This is a genomic window from Kitasatospora sp. NPDC088742 (assembly GCF_055584905.1).
This window is the reverse complement of record NZ_JBVJLD010000023.1, coordinates 48,011-68,142: the sequence shown is the minus strand read 5'-3', so window position 1 is coordinate 68,142 and position 20,132 is coordinate 48,011. Positions and strand designations below refer to the sequence as shown.

13 protein-coding genes are annotated in these 20,132 nt (G+C 74.1%); 5 read left to right on the top strand and 8 right to left on the bottom strand.

Features of this window, described 5'->3' with window-relative positions; genetic code table 11:
* Window positions 1-2 precede the first annotated feature (2 nt).
* From ACZ6ZR_RS19530 to ACZ6ZR_RS19515, 4 genes are all read right to left on the bottom strand, one after another.
* A complete protein-coding gene (locus ACZ6ZR_RS19530; RefSeq protein ID WP_465643909.1) occupies window positions 3-1,232 on the bottom strand; it encodes an acyl-CoA dehydrogenase family protein in 1,230 nt (409 codons plus the stop codon).
* Window positions 1,229-4,354, bottom strand: a complete 3,126-nt coding sequence (locus ACZ6ZR_RS19525; RefSeq protein WP_465643907.1) for a non-ribosomal peptide synthetase — start codon at window positions 4,352-4,354, stop codon at window positions 1,229-1,231. The genes ACZ6ZR_RS19530 and ACZ6ZR_RS19525 overlap by 4 nt, the downstream gene beginning before the upstream one ends.
* Before the next feature lie 160 nt (window positions 4,355-4,514).
* Window positions 4,515-5,798 carry a condensation domain-containing protein gene (locus ACZ6ZR_RS19520; protein WP_465643905.1) on the bottom strand — a complete coding sequence of 428 codons (1,284 nt, stop codon included), beginning with the start codon at window positions 5,796-5,798 and terminating at the stop codon, window positions 4,515-4,517.
* A gap of 47 nt (window positions 5,799-5,845) precedes the next feature.
* Window positions 5,846-7,117, bottom strand: coding sequence for an MFS transporter (locus tag ACZ6ZR_RS19515; RefSeq protein ID WP_465643903.1), 1,272 nt, complete (start codon window positions 7,115-7,117; stop codon window positions 5,846-5,848).
* Between the two features lie 415 nt (window positions 7,118-7,532).
* On the opposite strand from ACZ6ZR_RS19515, the gene ACZ6ZR_RS19510 reads away from it, so the two are divergent.
* From ACZ6ZR_RS19510 to ACZ6ZR_RS19500, 3 genes are all read left to right on the top strand, one after another.
* Window positions 7,533-8,306 carry a DUF2278 family protein gene (locus tag ACZ6ZR_RS19510; RefSeq protein WP_465643901.1) on the top strand — a complete coding sequence of 258 codons (774 nt, stop codon included), beginning with the start codon at window positions 7,533-7,535 and terminating at the stop codon, window positions 8,304-8,306.
* A gap of 57 nt (window positions 8,307-8,363) precedes the next feature.
* Window positions 8,364-9,059: a 2-phosphosulfolactate phosphatase gene (locus ACZ6ZR_RS19505; protein ID WP_465643899.1), complete on the top strand. Its 696-nt coding sequence runs from the start codon at window positions 8,364-8,366 to the stop codon at window positions 9,057-9,059.
* Window positions 9,060-9,277: 218 nt separating this feature from the next.
* The gene (locus ACZ6ZR_RS19500) at window positions 9,278-10,258 is read left to right on the top strand and encodes a serine protein kinase RIO (protein WP_465643898.1); all 981 of its coding nucleotides are present in this window, start codon (window positions 9,278-9,280) and stop codon (window positions 10,256-10,258) included.
* 68 nt (window positions 10,259-10,326) lie between these two features.
* On the opposite strand, the gene ACZ6ZR_RS19495 is transcribed toward ACZ6ZR_RS19500, so the two are convergent.
* Both ACZ6ZR_RS19495 and ACZ6ZR_RS19490 read right to left on the bottom strand, forming a co-directional pair.
* Window positions 10,327-11,976, bottom strand: a complete 1,650-nt coding sequence (locus ACZ6ZR_RS19495) for a GDSL-type esterase/lipase family protein (protein ID WP_465643897.1) — start codon at window positions 11,974-11,976, stop codon at window positions 10,327-10,329.
* Window positions 11,977-12,108: 132 nt separating this feature from the next.
* Window positions 12,109-13,338: a transglycosylase family protein gene (locus tag ACZ6ZR_RS19490; protein WP_465643895.1), complete on the bottom strand. Its 1,230-nt coding sequence runs from the start codon at window positions 13,336-13,338 to the stop codon at window positions 12,109-12,111.
* 257 nt (window positions 13,339-13,595) lie between these two features.
* On the opposite strand from ACZ6ZR_RS19490, the gene ACZ6ZR_RS19485 reads away from it, so the two are divergent.
* Window positions 13,596-14,105: a SigE family RNA polymerase sigma factor gene (locus tag ACZ6ZR_RS19485; RefSeq protein WP_465643894.1), complete on the top strand. Its 510-nt coding sequence runs from the start codon at window positions 13,596-13,598 to the stop codon at window positions 14,103-14,105.
* A 52-nt stretch (window positions 14,106-14,157) separates the two neighbouring features.
* The gene (locus ACZ6ZR_RS19480) at window positions 14,158-15,045 is read left to right on the top strand and encodes a hypothetical protein (RefSeq protein WP_465643892.1); all 888 of its coding nucleotides are present in this window, start codon (window positions 14,158-14,160) and stop codon (window positions 15,043-15,045) included.
* 55 nt (window positions 15,046-15,100) lie between these two features.
* On the opposite strand, the gene ACZ6ZR_RS19475 is transcribed toward ACZ6ZR_RS19480, so the two are convergent.
* A complete protein-coding gene (locus tag ACZ6ZR_RS19475; RefSeq protein ID WP_465643891.1) occupies window positions 15,101-18,091 on the bottom strand; it encodes an acyltransferase family protein in 2,991 nt (996 codons plus the stop codon).
* 15 nt (window positions 18,092-18,106) lie between these two features.
* Entirely contained in the window at window positions 18,107-19,792 is a 1,686-nt protein-coding gene (locus tag ACZ6ZR_RS19470) for a glycosyltransferase family 2 protein (RefSeq protein WP_465643889.1), read from the bottom strand.
* Between the last annotated feature and the right edge of the window lie 340 nt (window positions 19,793-20,132).

Genomic DNA, 20,132 nt, shown 5'->3' with positions numbered 1-20,132 from the left:
GGTCAACTCAGGCCCATGGCCTGGGCGATGATCACCTTCTGGACCTCGGAGGTCCCCTCGATGATCGTCATCATCCGGACGTACCGGTACAGGCTCTCCAGCGGATGCCCGCGCACCCAGCCGGTGGCGCCGTGCACCTGCAGCGCGCGGTCCACCGCCCGGACCGCGGTCTCCGACGAGGTCAGCTTGGCGAGCGCGGCGTTCTCCGGTGCCTCGGTGCCCTCGTCCACCAGCCGGGCACAGGCGAGCGTGAGCAGCTTGGCGGCCTCCACCTCGGCCCGGGTGGTCACCAGATGTTCCTGGACGTGCTGGTAGGCGCCGATCCGGGAGCCGAAGGCCTCCCGCTCACGGGCGTACTCCACCCCCAGCCGCAGCGCGTACTCGGCGATGCCGTCGCACATCGCCGCCACCACCAGCCGGCCCCGGGAGAGGCTGTCCATCGCCAGCGCCGCCGCCGCTCCGATCCCCTCCTCGCCGCCGATCACGGCCTCCTCGGGGGCGAGCACGCCGTCCAGCAGCAGCTCGAACAGCGGCTCGCCGGACATCCCCTCGTAGCGCTGGCCGATCCGCAGGCCGGGCGTGTCCATCGGCAGCACGAAGGCGGTCGCCCCGGCCGTCGGGCCGGAGCCCGTGCCCAGGTCGGTGGCGGTGACCAGTAGGACGATGTCGGCCCGGTCGGCGTTGGAGACGAAGGTCTTGCGGCCGTTGATCAGCCAGCCCCCGTCGGTGCGGACGGCGGTGGTGGTCAGCCGGAAGGCGTCCGAACCGGCGTGCGGCTCGGTCAGCGCCAGGCAGCGGGCCGACTCCCCGCGCACCAGCGGGACCAGGTGCCGCTCGATCTGCTCCGGCGTGCCGTGCCGCAGCAGCGGGCTCGGCCCGTCCGACCCCGCCAGCGCGTACGGGGCGAGCGGGCAGCCGCTGCGCCCGGCCGCGTGGTGCAGCAGCACCACGGCGGTGAACGGCATTCCGGCGCCGCCGAGTTCCTCGGGCTGGTCGCCCGCGTAGAAGCCGAGTGCGGCGGAGCGGCGGCGGACGTAGGCCCGCAGGTCGGCCGGCACCTGGTCGGCGGTCTCGGGCAACTCGGCCGCCAGCGGTACGAGTTCGCGGCGGATGAAGCTCTCGAAGGCCTCGACCAGCTCGCGGTGCTCCTCGGTCAGCACGGCGGAGGGGGAGAGCTGGCGCGGGGCGGCGGGCGCGGCCGTCGGGAGGAGGGTGGGGAGGACGGTGCTCACGCGGCACCGCCGGTCAGGACGCGGGCCTGGTCGGCCAGCACCGGGTGCCGGAACAGGGTGCGCAGCGCGGGCCGGGTGCCGAGCAAGGGCTCCAGCTGGGCCGCGAGTTGGGCGGCCAGCAGGGAGTGGCCGCCGGCCTCGAAGAAGTGCGAGTCGGCGGTGAAGGCGTCGTGGCCGAGCACCGCCCGCCAGGCCTGCGCGACCAGCTCCTGGGCCGGGTCGTCGAAGGTGGCTGCCGAGGTGGACTCCGGTGCGGTGGTGGGCAGTTCGGCAGCGGTCCGGGCCAGCGCGGCGCGGTCGGGCTTGCCACCGGGCAGCAGCGGCATGGTGGCCAGCGCCGTCCAGTGGGCGGGCACCAGCGCGGCGGGCAGCCGCTCGGCGAGCGCGGCGTGCAGGGCGGTCCGGTCGGGCTGCTCGGCGCCCTCCAGGAAGCCGAGCAGACGCGGGGCGCCGGCCTCGTCCTGGTGGAGCACCACCGCGCAGGAGCGGCCGCCGAGTTCGGCCGAGGCGGCGGCCTCGATCTCCTCCAGCTCGATCCGGAACCCGCGCAGCTTCACCTGGTTGTCCCGGCGGCCGAGGAACCAGAGCCGGCCGGACAGGTCGCGGTAGCCGCGGTCGCCGGTCCGGTAGACCCGCTCGCCGCCCAGCGCGGGGACGGTGACGAAGCGCGCGGCGGTGACCTCGGGCAGCCCCGGATAGCCCTCGGCCAGCGCCTCGCCCGCCGCCGCCAACTCGCCCACGGCGCCCGGCGGGAGCGGCTGGAGCCCGTCGTCCAGGACGTGCACCCGCGTGCCCGGCAGCTCGGTGCCCAGCGGGATCTCGGCGGCCGCCAGATCGGCGGCCGTCACCTCGTGGGTGGTGGAGGTCACGGTGGCCTCGGTGACGCCGTAGGCGTTGACCACGGTGGCGGTGGTGGCCGCGGTGACCTCGCGCAGCGCGGCGGCCGGCAGCCGCTCGCCGCCCAGCACCAGCAGCCTGGGCGCCCAGCGCCCGTCCGCCAGCGCCTCCCGCAGCTCCTCGCGGACGGCCAGGAAGTAACTGGTCGGCAGATTGGCCACGGTGACGCCGCGGGCGGCCAGCACGGCGACCAGCTCCGTCCCGGTCGGCACCTCGCGCTGGGGCAGCACCAGGGCGGCCCCGGCCGCCAGCGAGGGCAGCACCTCCTCCAGTGCCACGTCGAAGGAGGGCCGGGCGAAGAGCAGCACCCGGTCGGCGGCGGTCAGCCCGTACCGCTCGACCACGCCGGAGACGTAGCGGGCCAGCGCCCGGCGGCCGACCAGGACCGGCTTGGGCACGCCGGTGGAGCCGGAGGTGTGGATGACGTACGCGGCGCCCTCCAGCACGGCGGCCGGCGCGGCCGGGGGGAAGGCGTCGGGGCCGTCCAGCAGGGCCGGGGTGACGCCGGTCGCGGGCAGTGCGAGTGAGCTCTGACGGGTCGTCAGCACCAGGGCCGGGGACAGCCGTTCGATCAGCAGGCCGAGGCGGGCGGCCGGGTCGTCGCCCGACAGCGGCGCGTACACCGCGCCCAGGCGCAGGCAGGCCAGCAGGGCCACCACGCTGTCGGTGCCGCGCGGCAGCACCGTGGCGACGGGCTGCCCGGGCCGCACCCCGGCGGCGCGCAGCCGCTCGACCAGGGCACCGACCCGGCGGTCCAGCTCGCCGTAGGTGAGCCGCTCGGCGCCGGCGACCAGGGCGAGCGCGCCCGGGTCCCGCGCGGCGAGCGGGTCCAGTCCGGCGGGCTCACCGAGGGTCTCCGCAGGGCCCGACTCCGGTGCGGCGACGGCGAGTTCGGCCAGCGGCGCGCCGGGCCGGTCCAGGTAGGCGCGGAGCAGCGCCACCAGGCGCTCCGCCAGCAGCTCGGCCACCGGCTGGCCGAACAGGTCCACGTCGTAGTCCCAGACCAGCATCATGCCGGCCGCGCCGTGCTTCTCGCCGACCACCCGCCGGTCGTCCGGCAGCAGCACCACGTCCAGGTCGAAGCGGGTGGTCCCGGTGTTGAAGCCCTCGTAGAGCGAGACCTCCAGGCCGGGCGCCTGGATGTCGGGCAGCGAGGCGTCGTGCGCGCTGAACATTACGTCGAACAGCGGGTTGTCGGCGCCCGTGGTGTGCAGCCCGAGCGAGCGGGTCAACTCCTGGACGGGGACGTCCTGGTGGGGCAGTGCCCGGAGCAGTACCTCGGTCACCTCGTCGACCGCCTCGGTGCCCGGCTCGGCCGGGTCCAGGCGCAGCCGCAGCGGCACGGTGTTCACGAACATGCCGACCGTGCCCTCGAAGCCGAGCGGCCGGTTGCCGACGGCGGTGCCGATCACCGTCTCCCGGTGGCCGCTGTGACGGCGCAGCAGTTCGGCGAAGAGCGCGAGCAGGGTGGAGAACGGGGTGTGGCCGTCGGCCCGGCTGCGCTCGCGCAGCCGCTCGGCCAGATCGGCCCCGATCGCCTGGCGCAGCTGACCGCCGTGGTGGCGGCGCACGGCGCCGGGACGGGCCAGCCCGGGCAGGGTGAGGTCCATCGGGGCGTCCGCCAGCTCCCGCTGCCAGAACGCCAGGCTGCGGGCCCGGGCCTCGGCCCGGTCGCCGGCGGTGGCGGGGTCGGAGCCGCTCCTGGCGTGCGTCTCGTAGGACGGGGCGGTCGGCAACTCGGCCTGCTCGTTCAGGACTTCGGCCCGGTAGACGGTGAACAGGTCACGCAGCAGGATCGCGAACGAGTGCCCGTCGTGGATCAGGTGGTGCTCCACGTGGATCAGCCGGTGGTGGGTCTCTTCCAGCCTGACCAGGTGCCAGCGCAGCAGCGGGGCCTGCTCGGTGTCGAGCGGCTCCTCGGCCTCGGCGGCCAGCAGGGTGCGGAAGGCGGCCTCGGGGTCGTCCTCGCCGGAGAAGTCGCTGGTGCGCAGCCGGGGCTCGGTGCGCTCCCCGACCCGCTGGCCCGGCAGGCCCTCCGCGCGCTGGACCAACTCCAGGCGCAGGCCCGGGTGGTGGGCCAGTACGGCGGTCAGCCCGGCGCGCAGCGCGTCGGTGTCGAGCTTGCCCCAGAGGTCGAGCGCCGCGGTGAAGTTGTAGGCGCGGCTGCCGGGGAGCATCTGCTCGTGCAACCAGACGATCTCCTGCGAGGAGGAGAGGTCGAACATGGTGGGTTCCCTTGCTGTGACTGGTGCGGATGGCCGGGGCGCGCCGCTGGGTGGGTGCGCGCCCTCGGGCGGACGCCGGGGTGGTGGCGTCCGACGGCGGTGCAACGGTGGTACGGGGGGCCGGACGCGGAGGTCCGGAGGATCGTGGGGTGCCGGTCCGTCAGGCGGAGGCGGGCACCGGCGAGAGGTGGTGGCGGAGGGTCAGGAGCAGCGCCTCGAAGGCCGCTTCGGCGTCCCGGTCGGAGCAGCGCGCGCGGTCCCAGACCAGCCGGACCAGCAGCTCCCGCTCCCCGTTGGAGGCGGCGACCGCGAACGGGGCGCCGATCGGCCGTCCGGCCGGGTGGGTCTCCAGCCCGGCCACGCCGTCGAGCACCAGCGGTGGCCGGCGCAGCAGGTCCTCGTAGGTGAGCAGCCCGTCCAGGGCGCCGGACCAGTGGGCGCCGCCCGAGCGGGCCGCGTGCACCACCTCGTCGAACGGGGTCCCGGCGTGCTCCAGGTCGTCCCACCAGGCGTCGGCCAGCGCCTCCGGATCGGCGGGTGCGGCGGCGCCGGGGTGGACCAGGGTGTTGAGGAAGCAGCCGAGCACCCCCTCCGCCCCGGCCGGCCGCCCGCCCCACGGATAGCCGACGGCCAGCGTCCGCCGGGCGTCCGGCAGCCGGTGCCCGGCGGCGGTCACCGCGCCCAGCAGCACCGGGAAGAGCGAGCCGCGGGCGGCGCCGGTGACGGCGGGCAGCCGCTCGGCGAGCGCACCGGTCGTCCCGGTGGAGTCCGAGGCCGTCGCCCCGTCGGTGAGCTGCCCGAGCCGGGCGGCCCAGTGGGCCCGGGCGGCGGCGGAGGCGGCCGCCAGCTCGGCGGCCAACTGGAGCTCCACCGCCTCCCGGTAGGCGGCGAGCCCGTCCTCCTCGGCGCCGGCCCCGGCCTCGGCGTAGGCCTCGGTCAGCCCGGCCGTGACGAGGCCGAGTGATTGCTCGTCACAGGCGGCGTGGTCGAGCGCGACGGTGAGCAGCTCCTCGCCGGACCCGGGGTCGGCGGCGAGCAGCAGCCGCAGCACCGGCCCCTCGGCGGGCCAGGCGGCCAGCGCCTCCCGCGCGGCCGCCTCGGCCGAGCCCCCGGGTTCGACGGTCAGCTCGGCGACCTCCACCGAGGGCCCGCCGAGCCGCAGCACCGGTGTGCCGCGCACGGTGGTGAACCGGCCGCGCAGCGCGGGGTGACGTGCCGTCAGGCGGATTGCGGCGCGCCGCAGCCGGGCCGGGTCCACGGTGCCGCGCGGGAAGAGGAAGAACAGCGGCACGGTGTCCGGGCGGGCCTGCGGACGCATCCGCCGGGTGAGCAGGAAGCGGCGCTGCGCGCCGGTGAGCGGGAGCAGCCCGTCGGGGCCGGCCGCCTCGGCTTCGGCGAGGGCCCGGTACCGGGTGAGGTAGGCGGCGGTGATGCTGGTGTGCACGGTCGTCTGCTTTCGGGGTTCGGTGACCTCGGGCCGGCCGGGCGGGTTCAACGGTTCGCGGTGGCCAGGTCGGGCTCGGCCGGCAGTTCGCGCAGGCGGCGCAGCGGCGAGAGCAGTAGCGGGACGGGGACGGCGAGGAAGCCCAGGGCGCAGACCCAGAGGGCGGTGCGCGGACCGGCCGTGTCGGCGACGGTGCCGCCGAGCAGCGCGCCGAGCGGCAGCGTGCCCCAGACCAGGAACCGCATGGTGGCGTTCATCCGCCCCAGCAGCTCCGGCGGGCAGAGCGCCTGACGCAGGCTCACCTGGGCGACGTTGTAGACCACCGCGCAGAACAGCACCGCCGCCGAGCCGAGGGCGAACAGCACCGGCGCCGCCGGGCCGGCCGCGAGCGGCCAGAGCAGTGCGAACGGCGCTCCGGCCAGCGCGGACAGCCAGATCACCCGGGCCTGCCCGAACCGCGCCGCCAGCCGTCCGGCGCACAGCGCCCCGGCCAGCCCGCCGAGCGCCGAGACCGAGAGCAGGATGCCGATCGCCCCCGGCGACAGCTCCAGCACCCGGACCCAGAACACGGTCTGAACGGCCATCAGCACTGCAGCGAAGAGGTTGGACAGGCCGGTCGCGGCCGCGATGGTCCGCAGCAGCGGCTGGCCGAGCACGAACCGCAGGCCCTCGGCGACCTGGCCGCGCAGCGAGGTCCCGGCGGCCGGCCGCGGCTCCTCCTCCACGGCGCGGATGCGGCGCAGCAGCAGGGCCGAGGCCAGGTACCCGAGGGCGTCGGCGACGATCGCCAGGGGCGGGCCCAGGAGTTGGACCAGCCCGCCGCCGAGGCCCGGGCCGACGATCTGGGCGGAGGAGCGGACGGTCTCCAGCGCGCCGTTCCCGGCCACCAGGCGCTCGCGCGGCAGCAGCGACGGCAGGTACGACTGGTGGGCCACGTCGAAGAAGACCGTCGCCACTCCGGTGAGCAGCGCGACGGCGTAGAGCTGAGCCATCGTCAGCACGCCCGCCAGCGCGGCGGGTGGGACCGAGCCGACGGCGAGCAGGCGCACCAGGTCGGCCCGGACCAGCACCGGCAGCTTGCGCATCCGGTCCAGCCAGGCCCCGGCGGGCAGGCCCACCAGGACGAAGGCGGCGGTCTCGGCGGCGGTCAGCAGGCCGACCTGGAAGGCCGTGGCGTGCAGCTCCAGCACCGCCACCAGCGGCAGCGCGACCAGGGTCACCTGGCTGCCGGCCTGACTGGTGGCCGCACCGAGCAGCAGGTGCCGGAAGTCGCGGTGGGCGAGCAGACGGTCCTGAGACGGACGGGGTTCTTCGTTCACCTGAGTGACTGTCCGTTACCCGTTCGAAGCGGAGCAACCACTTCGATCATTTCCGGCCCACCGGTACCGGCCGGTACCGGACACCCCGCGGCGGGCCGTGCACCGTGTCCGTGGCGAGCAGTTCCGTCTCAGCATCCGGACACTGCCCGCGCGGGACCAGCGGCGATTCCCGCCGTCCGGCGCCCAGGCGCGCCGTCCGCCGGATCGTCCGATATCCGGGCCTTAACTTTCCGGTCACCGGACGGACCCTCAGAACATGGCCGGATCAGAGTGCCTCACCGTTCCCGGCCGTCGGCGGACAGTGACGGAGGACTGCCCGTTCGGGCAGCTCAGGGCGGCGGAAGGTGCCCGAACGGGGCTGCCGCGCCGAGCCGTTCGGCCTGCGGCCGGGTCGTGGAAGGCGGAGAGTGGGGGTATGGCTCTTCCGAACTACGGGGTCGCCATCGGAAGCCTGCACGACTTCTCCCGCGACCCGACCCACGACTTCGGCCAGTGGTACCACGGGCACCTCTTCCTCCAGACGCCCGTGGGCGTCTACCAGGCCGCCCTCGACGTGGACGCCCCCGGCAGCATCGGCGTCAGCTACCGCGTGGTGGACGACCTGACCGGCGCGGACATCGCCGGCCTGCGCAACCGCCCCGACGGCTTCCACCACCTGGTCTCCTCGGCCACCTCCGGCGCCCTCGACTACGTCCGCAGCCCGCTGCTGCGCAACCGCCTCTGGTTCGAGTGGCTCACCGCCGCCAACGCCCGCATCCACCACACCCTCGCGCCGCACCCGCCCGGCAGCCCGATGTTCGGACCCGACCTCTCGGACACCCTGGCCGCCAACGTGACCAAGCTGCGCCGCCGGATCCTCGGCCTCGGCGGGCTCGACCACTTCCGCCCGTACCTGCGCTTCTTCCCCTGGATCGCCAGCAACGGCGACAACGCGCTGGACGTGCTGGTGCCGCACCTGGAGGCGGCCGCCAGGATCTATGTCTTTGGCCAGGCCTTCACCGCCGGCCTCGGCGTCCACGACGTCCACCTCAACCAGGGCGACCCGGTGGGGAGCCAGTGGTACCCGACCAACGGGCCCTGGCAGGACGGCGCGGTGGTGTGCGAACGGCCCGGCGGCCAGGTGGTGGTCTGGCAGATCAGGTTCAACACCCAGTCGCTGAACACCGACGCCCTGGGCCACCCGCGCTGAAGTCCACGGCGCTGAAATACCCGGCACGGAGGTGCGCCGCCGTGCCACAGTCCTCCGATGGACACGCGCTTCCTCGCCATCGAAGAACTGACCGAAGTCCCCGCCGTGGCCGTGGTGGTGGACGTGATGCGGGCCTTCACCACGGCCGCCTGGGCCTTCGGCCGGGGAGCCGAACGGATCGTGCTGGCCGCCACCCCGGACGAGGCCCTGGAGCTGAAGGCCCGTCACCCCGGCTGGATCGCCCTCAAGGACGGCCCGGCCACCCCCGGCTTCGACGCCGTCAACTCACCCGGCCTGCTGCGCACGGCCGACCTCGCCGGGCGCACCGTCGTCCAGAAGACCACCGCCGGGACGGTCGGGGCCCTCGCGGTGCAGGACGCCGGGCTGGTGCTCTGCGCGAGCTTCGCGGTGGCCGGGGCGACGGCGGCGCTGCTGCGCGAGCACCGGCCCGGGGCCGGGGAAGTCACCTTCGTGGTCACGGGGGAGCGGGGGACGGCCGAGGAGGACCTGGCCTGCGCGCAGTACATCGCCCGCCGCGCGGCCGCACCACTCTCCGTCTCCGTCGACGCCGGCCCCTACCTGCGGCGCGCGGCCGGCTCGCTGGCCGCCGCCGAGCTGGCCCAGGGCGTCCGGGAGGGCGTCCACCCCGACGACGTGGCGCTCTGCCTCGAACTCGACCGCTTCCCCTTCGCCCTGGTGGCCCGCCGGGAGGGGGAGCTGACGGTGCTGCGCCCGCACCCGGTGGAAGGCTGAGAAAAACCACTTGCGCCGCCGCCGATGGCCGCTGCTATGGTGATCAAGCTGTTGTGAGTCCGGAAGTTCCGAGGAGGTGTGTCCGAATGGTTGCCGCCGTGTCGCGGCGCGCTTCTTCTTGCGCGCCATACGCCTACTTCCGTTTCCAGCCCACCGGCTGACGACGCGTCACACTCTCCGACGCACCCCGGTGGGCCGACTCCTCAGGAGCCCCCGCAGTGCGCGAGCAGTTCGCAGACAGTGATTCTTTCTCCCGTATCCGCCCCAAGGGCGGCGCCCGGCGTGGCCGCCGGAACGAGCGGTTCGACGACGTCGAGCCCGAGTACTTCTTCCCCGAGTTCGCCGAGTCCTCCGACTTCTCCGTCGACGAGGACCCCGAGCCCACCGCCACCACCACCTCCGCCGGAGACGGCCCGCCGGAGGGCGACCGCTGGTCCACCTGGGACCAGTCCACCCCGACCGAGAAGGGCCCCGAGCCCCGACCGGACTGGGTGATCACCGAGCTCGCCGCCGTCGACACCGAGCTCGGCATCGTCAAGACCGGCAAGGAGGCCGACGTCTTCCTGGTCGAGCGCGCCGTCCCCGGCACCGGCCGCCGCACCCTGATGGCGGCCAAGCGCTACCGCGACGCTCAGCACCGGATGTTCCACCGGGACTCCGGCTACCTGGAGGGCCGCCAGCACAAGGAGTCCCGGATCAGCCGGGCGATGGCCAAGCGGACCTCCTTCGGCAAGGAGGCCATCGCCGGGCAGTGGGCGGGGGCCGAGTTCACCGCCCTGTGCCGCCTCTGGGAGGCCGGGGTCGCCGTGCCGTACCCGGTGCAGATCACCGGCACCGAGATCCTGATGGAGTTCGTCGGCGACGAGAACGGCGTGGCCGCCCGCCGGCTCGCCCAGTACGCCGCCGAGGAGGTGGACGTCGAGGACCTCTGGGACCAGCTCGGCCGCAGCCTCTCCGTGCTCGCCCGCCAGGGCTACGCCCACGGTGACCTCTCGGCCTACAACACCCTGGTCCACGAGGGCCGGCTGGTGATCATCGACGTCCCCCAGATCGTCGACGTCATCGCCAACCCGCGCGGCCGCTCGTTCCTGGAGCGCGACGTCCGCAACATCGGCGCCTGGTTCGTCTCCCGAGGCCTCCCCGAAGCCTCGGTCGACGCCCTGGTCGAGGTGCTCGCCTTCGACGCCCGCCTCGACTGAGCGGAGCGCCCACGCCGAGGGGCGGCCGGGAGTACCCGGCCGCCCCTCGGCGTCGTGTGCGCGGTCCGTCACCTGGTGAAGGAGGAGGTGACGCCCTGCGAGTCCGCCCCGCCCGCTGCCTCGGCCCAGCCGTTCATGGTGCCGTTGGCGAGGTTGATGTCGAGCTCCTTGAGCCGGCCGCCGCTGGTGCCGAAGACGTGCTCGACGTTGTTGGCGGTGGCACTGGCGATCCGGGTGAGGCCGCTGCCGGGCAGTGTGTTCCAGCCGTTCCAGTGCCCGGCGGCGAAGTCGCCGTCCGTCCTGGCCCAGGTGCCGTCCGGTGCGACGGCGCTGAGGTGGACGGTGCGGCCGGAGGCGGAGGCGGCCACGTCCTTCGCGGTGAAGGGGCTCGAGCCGGAGTTGGTCCAGCCGCTCCAGCGGCCCGCGCAGTAGTCGCCGTCCCGCTCCATCACCTGGTTGGTGGCGGCGTCGATGGCGAAGACGTGGTTGACGTTGTCAGTGGTGGTGGCGCTGGTGACGCGCTTGAAGCCGCCGCCGTGGTCGGTCCAGGTGGTCCAGCGGCCGGCCTCGTAGTCCGCGTCGGCGTTGTAGAGGTGTCCGTCCTCGCCGACCACGACCAGGTGCAGCGCGTGGTTCAGCGCGGACGCGGAGATCGAGACGGCCCGGCTGGGGAGGGTACCGCCGAAGGAGGGCTCGAACCAGCTTGACCACTGGCCGGCGGAGTAGTCGCCGTCCTTCTCGTAGACCCTGCCGTCGCGGATCGCGAAGATCCGGTTCACCGAGAAGGTGGCGGCGCTGGTGACCTCGGTGATCCCGTCGGCGCCCATGTCGTTCCAGGCGCTCCACTGCCCGGCGGTGAAGTCGCCCTCGACGTTGCGCAGGCGGCCGTCCTTGAGGCTGACCAGGCGCACCGTGTCGGCGGGGCGCGCGAGCTGGGTGCTGGTGCCGGAGAACCAGTGGGCGGTGTACGCCTGGTCGAGCAGGGTGGAGAAGCCCTGGGCGAAGACGGCGTAGCCGGCGTCGTTCGGGTGCAGGCCGTCGTTCATCTGGGACGGGCTCAGTGCGGGGGCCTTCGCGAAGCGGAAGTGACGGCCCGCCTGCTGCTGGACCGCCTCCTCCTGCTGGAGGCGGGTGTTGAAGGCGTCCATGCTGGCGGAGAGGTTGACGGGCATCGGGTTGTTCATGCCCGTGCTGGCGCCGATCAGACCCTGCATGATCACGGTCACGCCGGGCCGCGCGGCGAAGATCTTGTTGACCAGGGCGACCGCCCGGCCCGCCGTGTCCGTGCTGCTGGCGCCCTGGTTGAGGTCGTTGATGCCGATGTGCAGCAGGATCACGTCCGGGCCGGCGGCCGAGAGCCAGCCGTCGTCGATGCCCTTGGCGATCTGATCCACCGTGAACCCGGGGTGGCCCTCGTTCGCGTAGTCGTCCATCACGCCGTTGCGGTTGGAGCCGACGAAGTCGATCGCGTACCGGCCACCGGCGGCGGCCAGGCCCTGGAGCGGACCGCGGTACCCGTTGCCGGTGCAGCTGCTGCGGCCGAAGGTGATCGAGTCGCCCAGCGGCAGCACCCGGACCACCGGCGTGTTCGCGGCGGCCGCGCTCTGGGCGGAGGTGCCCGTAGTGGTGGCCGCGCTGCTCGCGGTGGGCGCGATGGCGCTGCACCCGACGGCCGCCAGCAGGGCGGTGGTGGCGGCGAGGGCGGTCAGGCGGGGCATGTCGTCTCCAAATGCGGCACGGCCGGATGGCGGCGCGGTTCACGGGGGTCGGCTCGAAAGCCTATGAGGTGTACACGGAGCACTTGCGACCGGCCCCCGGGCAGCGGGCCCGGGGGCCGGTCGGACGGTGCGTCAGCTGGTGAAGGCGGCGGTCGCGCTCAGGGAGTCGGCGCCACCGGCGGCGGGCGCCCAGGAGCCCCAGGTGCCGGTGTTGTAGTCGCCGTCGATCTCCAGCAGGCGGTTGCCGGTGTCGGTGGCGAAGACGTGGTTGACGTTGTTGGCGGTGGCGCTGGTGATGCGCTTGAGGTTGCCGCCGGACATCTTGAACCAGCCGTTCCACTGGCCGGTCGCGAAGTTGCCGTCGGTGTTGGACCAGCTGCCGTCGGGGGCGACCGCGCTCAGGTGCACGGTGCGGCCGGAGGCGGAGGCGGCGACGTCCTGGGCGGTGAACACGCTGGAGCCCGCGGTGGTCCAGGAGCTCCAGGTACCGGTCGCGTAGTTGGCGTCCTTCTCCACCACCTGGTCGTTGGAGTTGATGGCGAAGACGTGGTTGACGTTGTCGCTGGTGGTGGCGCTGGTGACGCGCTTGTAGCTGCCGCCGTGGTCGGTCCAGCCGTTCCAGCTGCCGGCGCTGTAGTCGGCGTCGGTGTTGTAGAGGTGCCCGTCGGTGCCGACGACGACCAGGTGGACGGTGTTCCCGAACGAGGAGGCCGAGATGGCCGCGGCGTTGCCGGGCAGCGCACCGGTGGCGGGCTGGAACCAGCCGGACCACTGGCCGGTGGCGTAGTTGCCGTCCTTCTCGAAGATCTGGCCGCCCCGGATGGCGAAGACGCGGTTGACGGACCCGGTCGCGGCGCTGGTGACCTCGGTGACGCCGGTGGCGCCCATGTCGCTCCAGCCGGACCACTGGCCGGTGGCGAAGTCGCCCTCGGCGTTCTGCAGGGTGCCGCCCGGCTTGAGGTCCACCAGGCGCACCGTGTTCGCCGGGGCGGCGGGGTACGGGTCGGCGCGGTCGGTGTCCAGGCCGGTGCCGGGCCAGCAGCCCCAGGCCTTGTAGCCCTGGTCGGCGAGGATCTTCTCGGCTATCAGGATCTGCTGCTTCTTGGTGGCGAGGTCGGGCCGGGCCGCGTACTGGGTGCCGCCGTAGTGCTGCCAGTTGTAGAGGTTGATCTGCAGGCCGCCGTAGTAGCCGTTGTTGGTGTTGATGGACCAGTTGTCAGTGCTCTCGCAGTGCGCCACCTTGTCCCAGGTGGCGACCGAGGCCGCCGAAGCCGTCCCCTGAGCGCCGGCCGTCACCACGGCCGCCAGGACGGACGTGGCCGCGAGGGCGACGGTGAGGCGCGTCGGACGGTGTGCGGACATGGTGGTACCCCGATCTGGGAGAGCTGGAATCGCCGGGGCCGCGGGTTTCCGCAGGCGCTGTCCGGCCGGTGATCACCATCCTTGTGCTCCGGGACACCCGGCAGAAGACCCTCCGCCCGGACGGAACGGGCCTTGGACGCAAGCGGCCAGACACCCCTGACGGGAAGTCACCGCGCGGAAGCTGCAGCGGAACGGGCCTCCCACCGCGTCAGAGAGGCGGGGGACGGAACCCCCGGACGGATCGAGGGGGCGCGGGGATGGGTGCGGGCAGCGGTGAGGCCGGGTTCGAGGAGTTCGTGGCGGCGCGGTATCCGGCGCTACGGCGGACGGCCTACCTGCTGTGCGGGGACTGGCACGCGGCCGAGGACCTGGTGCAGGGGGCACTGGTGAAGCTGTACGCGCGCTGGCGCCGCCTGCGGGAACCGGACAAGGCCGGGGCGTACGTCCGCACCGTGATGGTGCGCGACCACATCGACCGGCTGCGGCGGCGCTCCAGCACCGAGCTGAGCCTGCCCGAACCGCCCGAGACCGCGGCCGCCGCCGGGCCGGACAGCGACCGGCAGTTGGCGCTGCGCGCGGCGCTGGCCCAGCTGCGCCCGCAGTACCGCGCGGTGCTGGTGCTCCGCTACTGGGAGGACCAGACGGTGGCGGAGACCGCCCGGGTGCTCGGCCTCGCGGAGGGCACGGTGCGGTCGGACGCGCACCGGGCGCTGGCCGCGCTGCGCCAGGTGCTGGGCGACTCGGTCCTCGACCTGGCCGCGGACTGACCCGGCGGCGCCGCACCACCAACGACCATGACGACCAGTGAGGAGAGGGACGATGACCGCAGCTGACCCCGGGCCGGAGCAGGAGGGCCGGCTGGCCACCGCCCTGTTCGACGGTGTGCTGGACCACTCGGAGCCGCCGCTGCCGGCGGTGCCGGTGGTGCTGGCACCCGTGCGCGAACGCGGGCGGCGGCTGCGCCGGGCCCGGCGGGCCCGCGCCTGCCTGCTCGGCGCCGCGTTCACGGGAGCCGCCGTGCTGCTGGTGGTGAACGTGACGGCGGGAGGAGGGCCGGCCGCCCTCGGGCCCGGCACCGTCACACCGGAGACGGTCACGGGCTCGCCGCACCCCGGCACCTCCCCGACCGGCCCGGTCCGGCCGCCCAGCGTCGAGTCGAGCTTCACGACGCTGTGGGCGGCGGTGCGGGAGGCCGCGCCGCCGCGGCTCTCCGTGATGCACCTCGGCGGGTCGGTGACCTCGCTCGTGCTGACGGAGCCCGGCAGCCCCTCCCCGCCGCCCGGGTCCCTCGCGGACGGTGTCCGACTGGGCGTCAGGGGCGGCCTGCGGGTCGCACCGGGGCAGCCCCAGGCCTCGCCCTGCACCCTGACGGGGGCTCAGAAGGCCACCGAGTGCGTGCGGCGGACCCTCGGCGACGGTTCGACCGGCTGGATCTCCTTCTTCGGAGGACAGGACCCGCGCCTGGAGGCCACCTTCGCCTCGCCGACCGGCACCGTCTTCGGACTTTCGGTGACCAACCCGACCTCGGGCCGGGCCGCGATGACCCTGCCCGAACTGGTGGACCTGGTCGGCCGGGAGCCCGTGTACACGGCGCTGCGCGGCACCCAGGAGACCTCCCCCGGCGGCCCGTCGCCCCAGCCCTCGGGCTTCCGCACCACCACCCCGTCCGCCGGGGCTTCGGCCTCCTCCTCGGCTTCCGGGCGGTGACGCGGACGGGCCCCGCCGGACGGTGTCCGACGGGGCCCGGGTACGTGACGCGGCGTCAGCTCCGGCTGCCGGCCGCCTTGGTGGCGACGGAGACGTAGTCGACCCGCATCGGGTGGCCGGGCTCGGTGGCCGGGCCGGGCGTCCCGCCGTAGGCGGCGGGGAGGTTGCCGCCCACGGCGACGTTGAGGATCAGGAACAGGCCCTTGCCGACGGCCCGGTCCCAGCTGGCCCGGTCCATCGTCGCGGCCTCCACGCGGTGGAACTCCCGGCCGTCCAGGTACCAGCGGACCTGCTCGGCCCCGGCGGTCAGGTCGACCTCCACCGCGTAGGTGTGGAAGCCGGACCGGCAGCCGTCGCACCGGACCTCACCCGAGCCGAGGCCCTTGGGCTCCCGGCAGGGGCCGCCGTCCAGCACGCCGCAGTGCATGGTGCCGAAGACCGCGTCCCGGCCGTTGACGTTCTCCATCACGTCCAGCTCGCCGATCGCGGGCCAGCCGGTGTAGCCGTTGCGCAGCTCGCCGCCGAGCGTCCAGAACGCCGGCCAGTACCCGGCCGCCGCCGGGCCGGTGACGTCCGGCAGCGCGATCGAGGCCTCGATCCGCATCACCCCGCCGGGCTGCGGCTTGAGGTCGGCCCGGCGGGACTCGATCCGGCCGGAGGACCAGGCGCCGTCGGCCGCCCGGGTGGGGACGATCTCCAGCGCGCCCCGGCCGTCGAGCCGGACGTTGTCGGTGGAGTCGGTCATGGTCTCGACCTCGCCGGTGCCCCACTGCTGGGCCGGGCAGCCGGGGTAGCAAGTCCCCAGGTCGTACTGCCAGTTGGCGGCCGAGGGACGGCTGCCGGACGGCCCGTCGAAGTCGTCCCGCAGCAGCTGCGTCCAGCCGCCCGCCACCGGCACGGACCCGCCCCGGGCGGGCACCAGCCCGGCCTCGGTGAGCAGCCGCTCCAGGCGCGGGGTGAGGACCACCGCCGCCACGTTGGTGATGTGCGCGTCGTCGCGGTAGAGCAGGATGCGCTCCAGCACCGCCGGGCAGGTCTTCCCGCTGCCCGGGCAGAGCACCTGGTTCACCGAGACGCTCCGCACGCCCGGCATCCGGCCCGCCGCGACCGCCTCGGCCAGCGGGTCGGGCCACTCGGCCTTGGCGCGGTCGAAGACGCAGGCCGCCGGGTCGGCCGTGTGGCCGGAGACGCAGGCAGGCACGTCGGTGCCGGGGACGGGGGTGTCCTGGAGGTAGACCACCGGCACGCCGAGGGCGCGCAGCGGGGCGAGGGTCTTCTCCCAGCCCTGGAGCAGCAGTTCGCGGTCGTCGGTGTAGCGGTTGAGGGTGGAGACGGCGATCAGCCGGGGCTTGGGGCCGCGCGCGATGCGGTCCAGCGCAGCCGCCCGCCAGGTGTCGCACTCCCGGTAGGTGCGGCCCAACTGGGGATTCACCACCGTGAGTTCGGGCAGCGGGCAGCCCTGCTTGACCAACTCCTCCAGCGCCCAGCCGCGTTCGGCGGCGATGGCCAGCATCGAGGAGAACCACTGGCCGGCGTGCGAGTCCCCGAGCAGCACGATCCGGTCGGTGCTGGTGGTGTTGCCGAACAGGCAGGCGGGGCTGCTCACCGCGGTCGGTGCCACCTCGCACTCGCCGTCCGGCGGGAAGTCCTGCCGGGCCTGCACCGGATCGGGCACCACCGGGCCGCCCTTCGGCGCGCCGGCGGCCTGCACCAGCAGCGAGGTGCCGTCGGGGGAGCCGGGCGGCAGGCCGAGCAGGTCCACCGGCTTGGCCGGGCCGAGCACGCGCAGCGTCCCGGTGCCGACCACCAGCGCCAGCACCACCGGCACGATGACCGCGGCCAGGCCCAACGACAGGCCGCGGCGCGGGAGTTCGGACAGCGTCCGGTTGTGCCGCAGCGGCGTCTCGATCCAGCGCATGGCGGCCGCCGCGGGCAGCGCGGCGGCGGCGGTGAGCGCCACCTTGACCGGCCAGGAGAGCGCGCCGAACCGGGCCTCGGCCAGGATCAGCACCGGCCAGTGCCAGAGGTAGAGGTTGTAGGAGAGCCGGCCGAGCGCCCGGGGCGCCCGCAGGCCCAGCAGGCGGTTCACCCCCTGGTCGGTGCCCGCGCCGGTCCGGTCGGGGGTGCCGGCCAGGATGACGGCGGCGGTGCCGAGGGTCGGCAGCAGGGCGGCGTAGCCGGGGTAGGGGGTCTTGGCGTCGAACAGCAGCACCGCCGCGACGATCGCCAGCAGGCCGCTCCAGCCGCAGAGTTGACGCAGCGTCCGGGTGGAGGGCAGCAGGTGCCAGGGCAGCAGCGCGAGCAGCGCGCCCGCGCCGAACTGCCAGGCCCGGGACGGGGTGGCCAGGTACGCCAGCGAGGCGGAGCCGTGGGTCCAGACCAGCGCGAGGGCGAAGGAGCCGGCCGTCAGCCCGGCGGCGATGACGGTGGTCACCGAGCGCACCGAGCGGCCCCGGCGGGCGGCACGCCCGGCGAAGAACACGACGGCGGCCAGCAGCGGGCCCCAGAACAGGTAGAACTGCTCCTCCACCGCCAGCGACCAGAAGTGCAGCAGCGGGCTCTCGTCCCGCCCGGCCGCCAGGTAGTCGGTCTGCTGGGCGATGAAGCGCCAGTTGCCGATCGACAGGGCCGCCGCCAGGACGTCGTACTCCAGGTCGGTGCGGCGCAGCGGCACGGTGAGCCAGGCCCCGGCCAGGGCCACCACGCCGAGCACCAGCGCGGCCGAGGGCAGCAGGCGGCGGGCCCGGCGGGCGAAGAACTCGCCGAGCCGGATCCGGCCGGTGGTGACGGCCTCGCGCACCAGCAGATGGGTGATCAGGTAGCCGGAGAGGACGAAGAAGACGTCCACCCCGACGAAGCCGCCGGCCAGGCCGGGCACCGAGGCGTGGAAGGCCAGCACGGCCAGCACGGCGAGGGCGCGCAGGCCCTCGATGTCGCCCCGGAAGCCGGAGGGGCGGAGCCGGGCGGCCGGGCGCGGAGGCGCCGGCCGCTGGGCGGGTATGACGTAGGAGGCGGGACGGAGGTCCGAATCCACGGACGAGGACATCGGTGTGACGACCTTTCAGCCCAGCCAGGGCAGCATGGGGCGGACCCAGCCGGAGGCGAGCAGAGCGACGAGGACGAGGGCGGCGGTGGCGGCGAGCGCCTCCGGCCAGCGGCGGGGCAGCATCACCCGGCGGGCCCGGTTGGCGTTGCGGGCCTCGACGGTCTCCGAGGCGCCCGGAACGAGTTCGATCAGCAGGTCGCGGATCAGCGGCAGGCTGATCTGGAGCTGCACCAGCAGGTAGAGCCCGAGGCCCCAGGTGGACGCGACGCCGTGCTCGGCCATCGCGAGCGCCAGGCCGACGGTGGCGGCGCCGACCGAGCCGACCAGCCAGACCAGCGAGACCACGGTGACCTGCTGGGCCAGCCGGCCCGACTTGCTCTTGCCCGGCCCGGCCGAGCCGGTGGGCACCCAGGCGGCGCTGCGGCCGCGCAGGGTGTGCCAGAACGCGGCGCCGGCGGCGACGCTCATCAGCACGTTGGCGCGGATCACCTCGACCCGCCAGCGGGTGCGGCTGATCCGGGGCAGCAGCACGTGCCAGAGCCAGAGCGGCGCGAGCAGCGGCAGCACGTGCCAGGGCCGGATCTCGTCGGAGTACCAGAAGAGCATCACCAGCGGCGGCAGCGGCGCGGCGAAGGTGTTCACCACGGTGGTCAGGTAGCCGACCACGCCCTCGTAGAAGCACAGGCGCATCCGCCAGGGCGCGCCGATCCGCTTGAGCTCGGGCGTGCTGAGCAGGTGCAGGTTCCCCATCGCCCAGCGGTACTGCTGGTTGACGAAGGCGGCCAGGTTGTCCGGCGAGGTGCCCTTGGCGACCAGCACCGGCACGTACAGGGTCTTGAACCCCTGGGCGTACAGGGCGAGTCCGGTGAACAGGTCCTCGCTGTGGTCCAGCTTGGCGAAGCCGCCGGCGGCGTCGATCGCGGTGCGGCGGTAGACCGCGTTGCTGCCGCAGCAGATGGCCGCGTCGCTGGCGTCCCGGGAGGGCTGGATCCACCGGAAGAACCACTCTTGGGCGGAGCCGGCGGCGCGCTGGATCCAGCCCATGGCCTCGTCGGTGTCGAAGCACTGCGGGCTCTGCACGATGCCGATGCCCGGCTCGGCGAAGTACGGCACCAGGTGGCGCAGGAAGTCCGGCCTGGGCGCGAAGTCGGCGTCCAGGATGGCCACGAACTCGGCCTTGCTGAGGGTCAGCGCGTGGTTGAGGTTGCCGGCCTTCTTGAAGGCGCCGCGGTCCGGGCGGACCACGTACTCGTACCCGTGCGCGGCGGCCAGCTCGGCCACCTCGGGCCGGTCGGCGTCGTCGAGCACCCAGACGGTGAGCGCGTCGGCCCACTCCACCTCGGCCACCGCCCGGTAGGCGTTGGCCAGCACGTCCAGCGGCTCGCCGCAGGTCGGCAGGTAGAGGTCCACGGTGGGCAGTTCGGCCGGGTGCCAGGCGTTGACCAGCACCTCGTGCGACTGCCGGGTGAGGCGGCGGGCCCGCAGGCTGTTGAGCGAGGAGAACGCCAGGGCGACCAGGTTGACCGCCAGCACCACGAGGAAGGCCCACAGGGCCGGGGTCCGCAGCGAGAAGGTCAGCATCGTCACCGCGGTGAAGCTGAACGCCAGCGAGGTGACGATCAGCACCCAGCGGCGCTGTGGACCGAAATACCAGTAGAGCTCCTGGTCAGAGGGTGGTTGAGGAAGATGATGGACAGTCATGAGGCCCCCACAGCCGCGTGTTTCGACAGCATCCTGGGAGGACCGTACCGCAATTGGTATAGACCAATGGACACGGGACTGTGAGGTGAGACGACGGTTGTGTGAACCCTTGCCCTCGGTGGCCGTTCCGGGCCCCGCACGGTGCGCAAGGGGGACCGGAGGGCTGCGAACGCGCCAACAGTGGCGCAATTCCGGCGTCTTGGGGTGCTCGGGCGCGGCCGTCGGGCGGCGAGAGGTGCCTGTTCGGGAAGGCGGCCCTGCCTGAAAGGGAACTTGACGGGCCTTCAGGCGTGACGGAGCATTCATCCGCTGTTCACGGCGGGTGGCGGCGGCTCGGGGA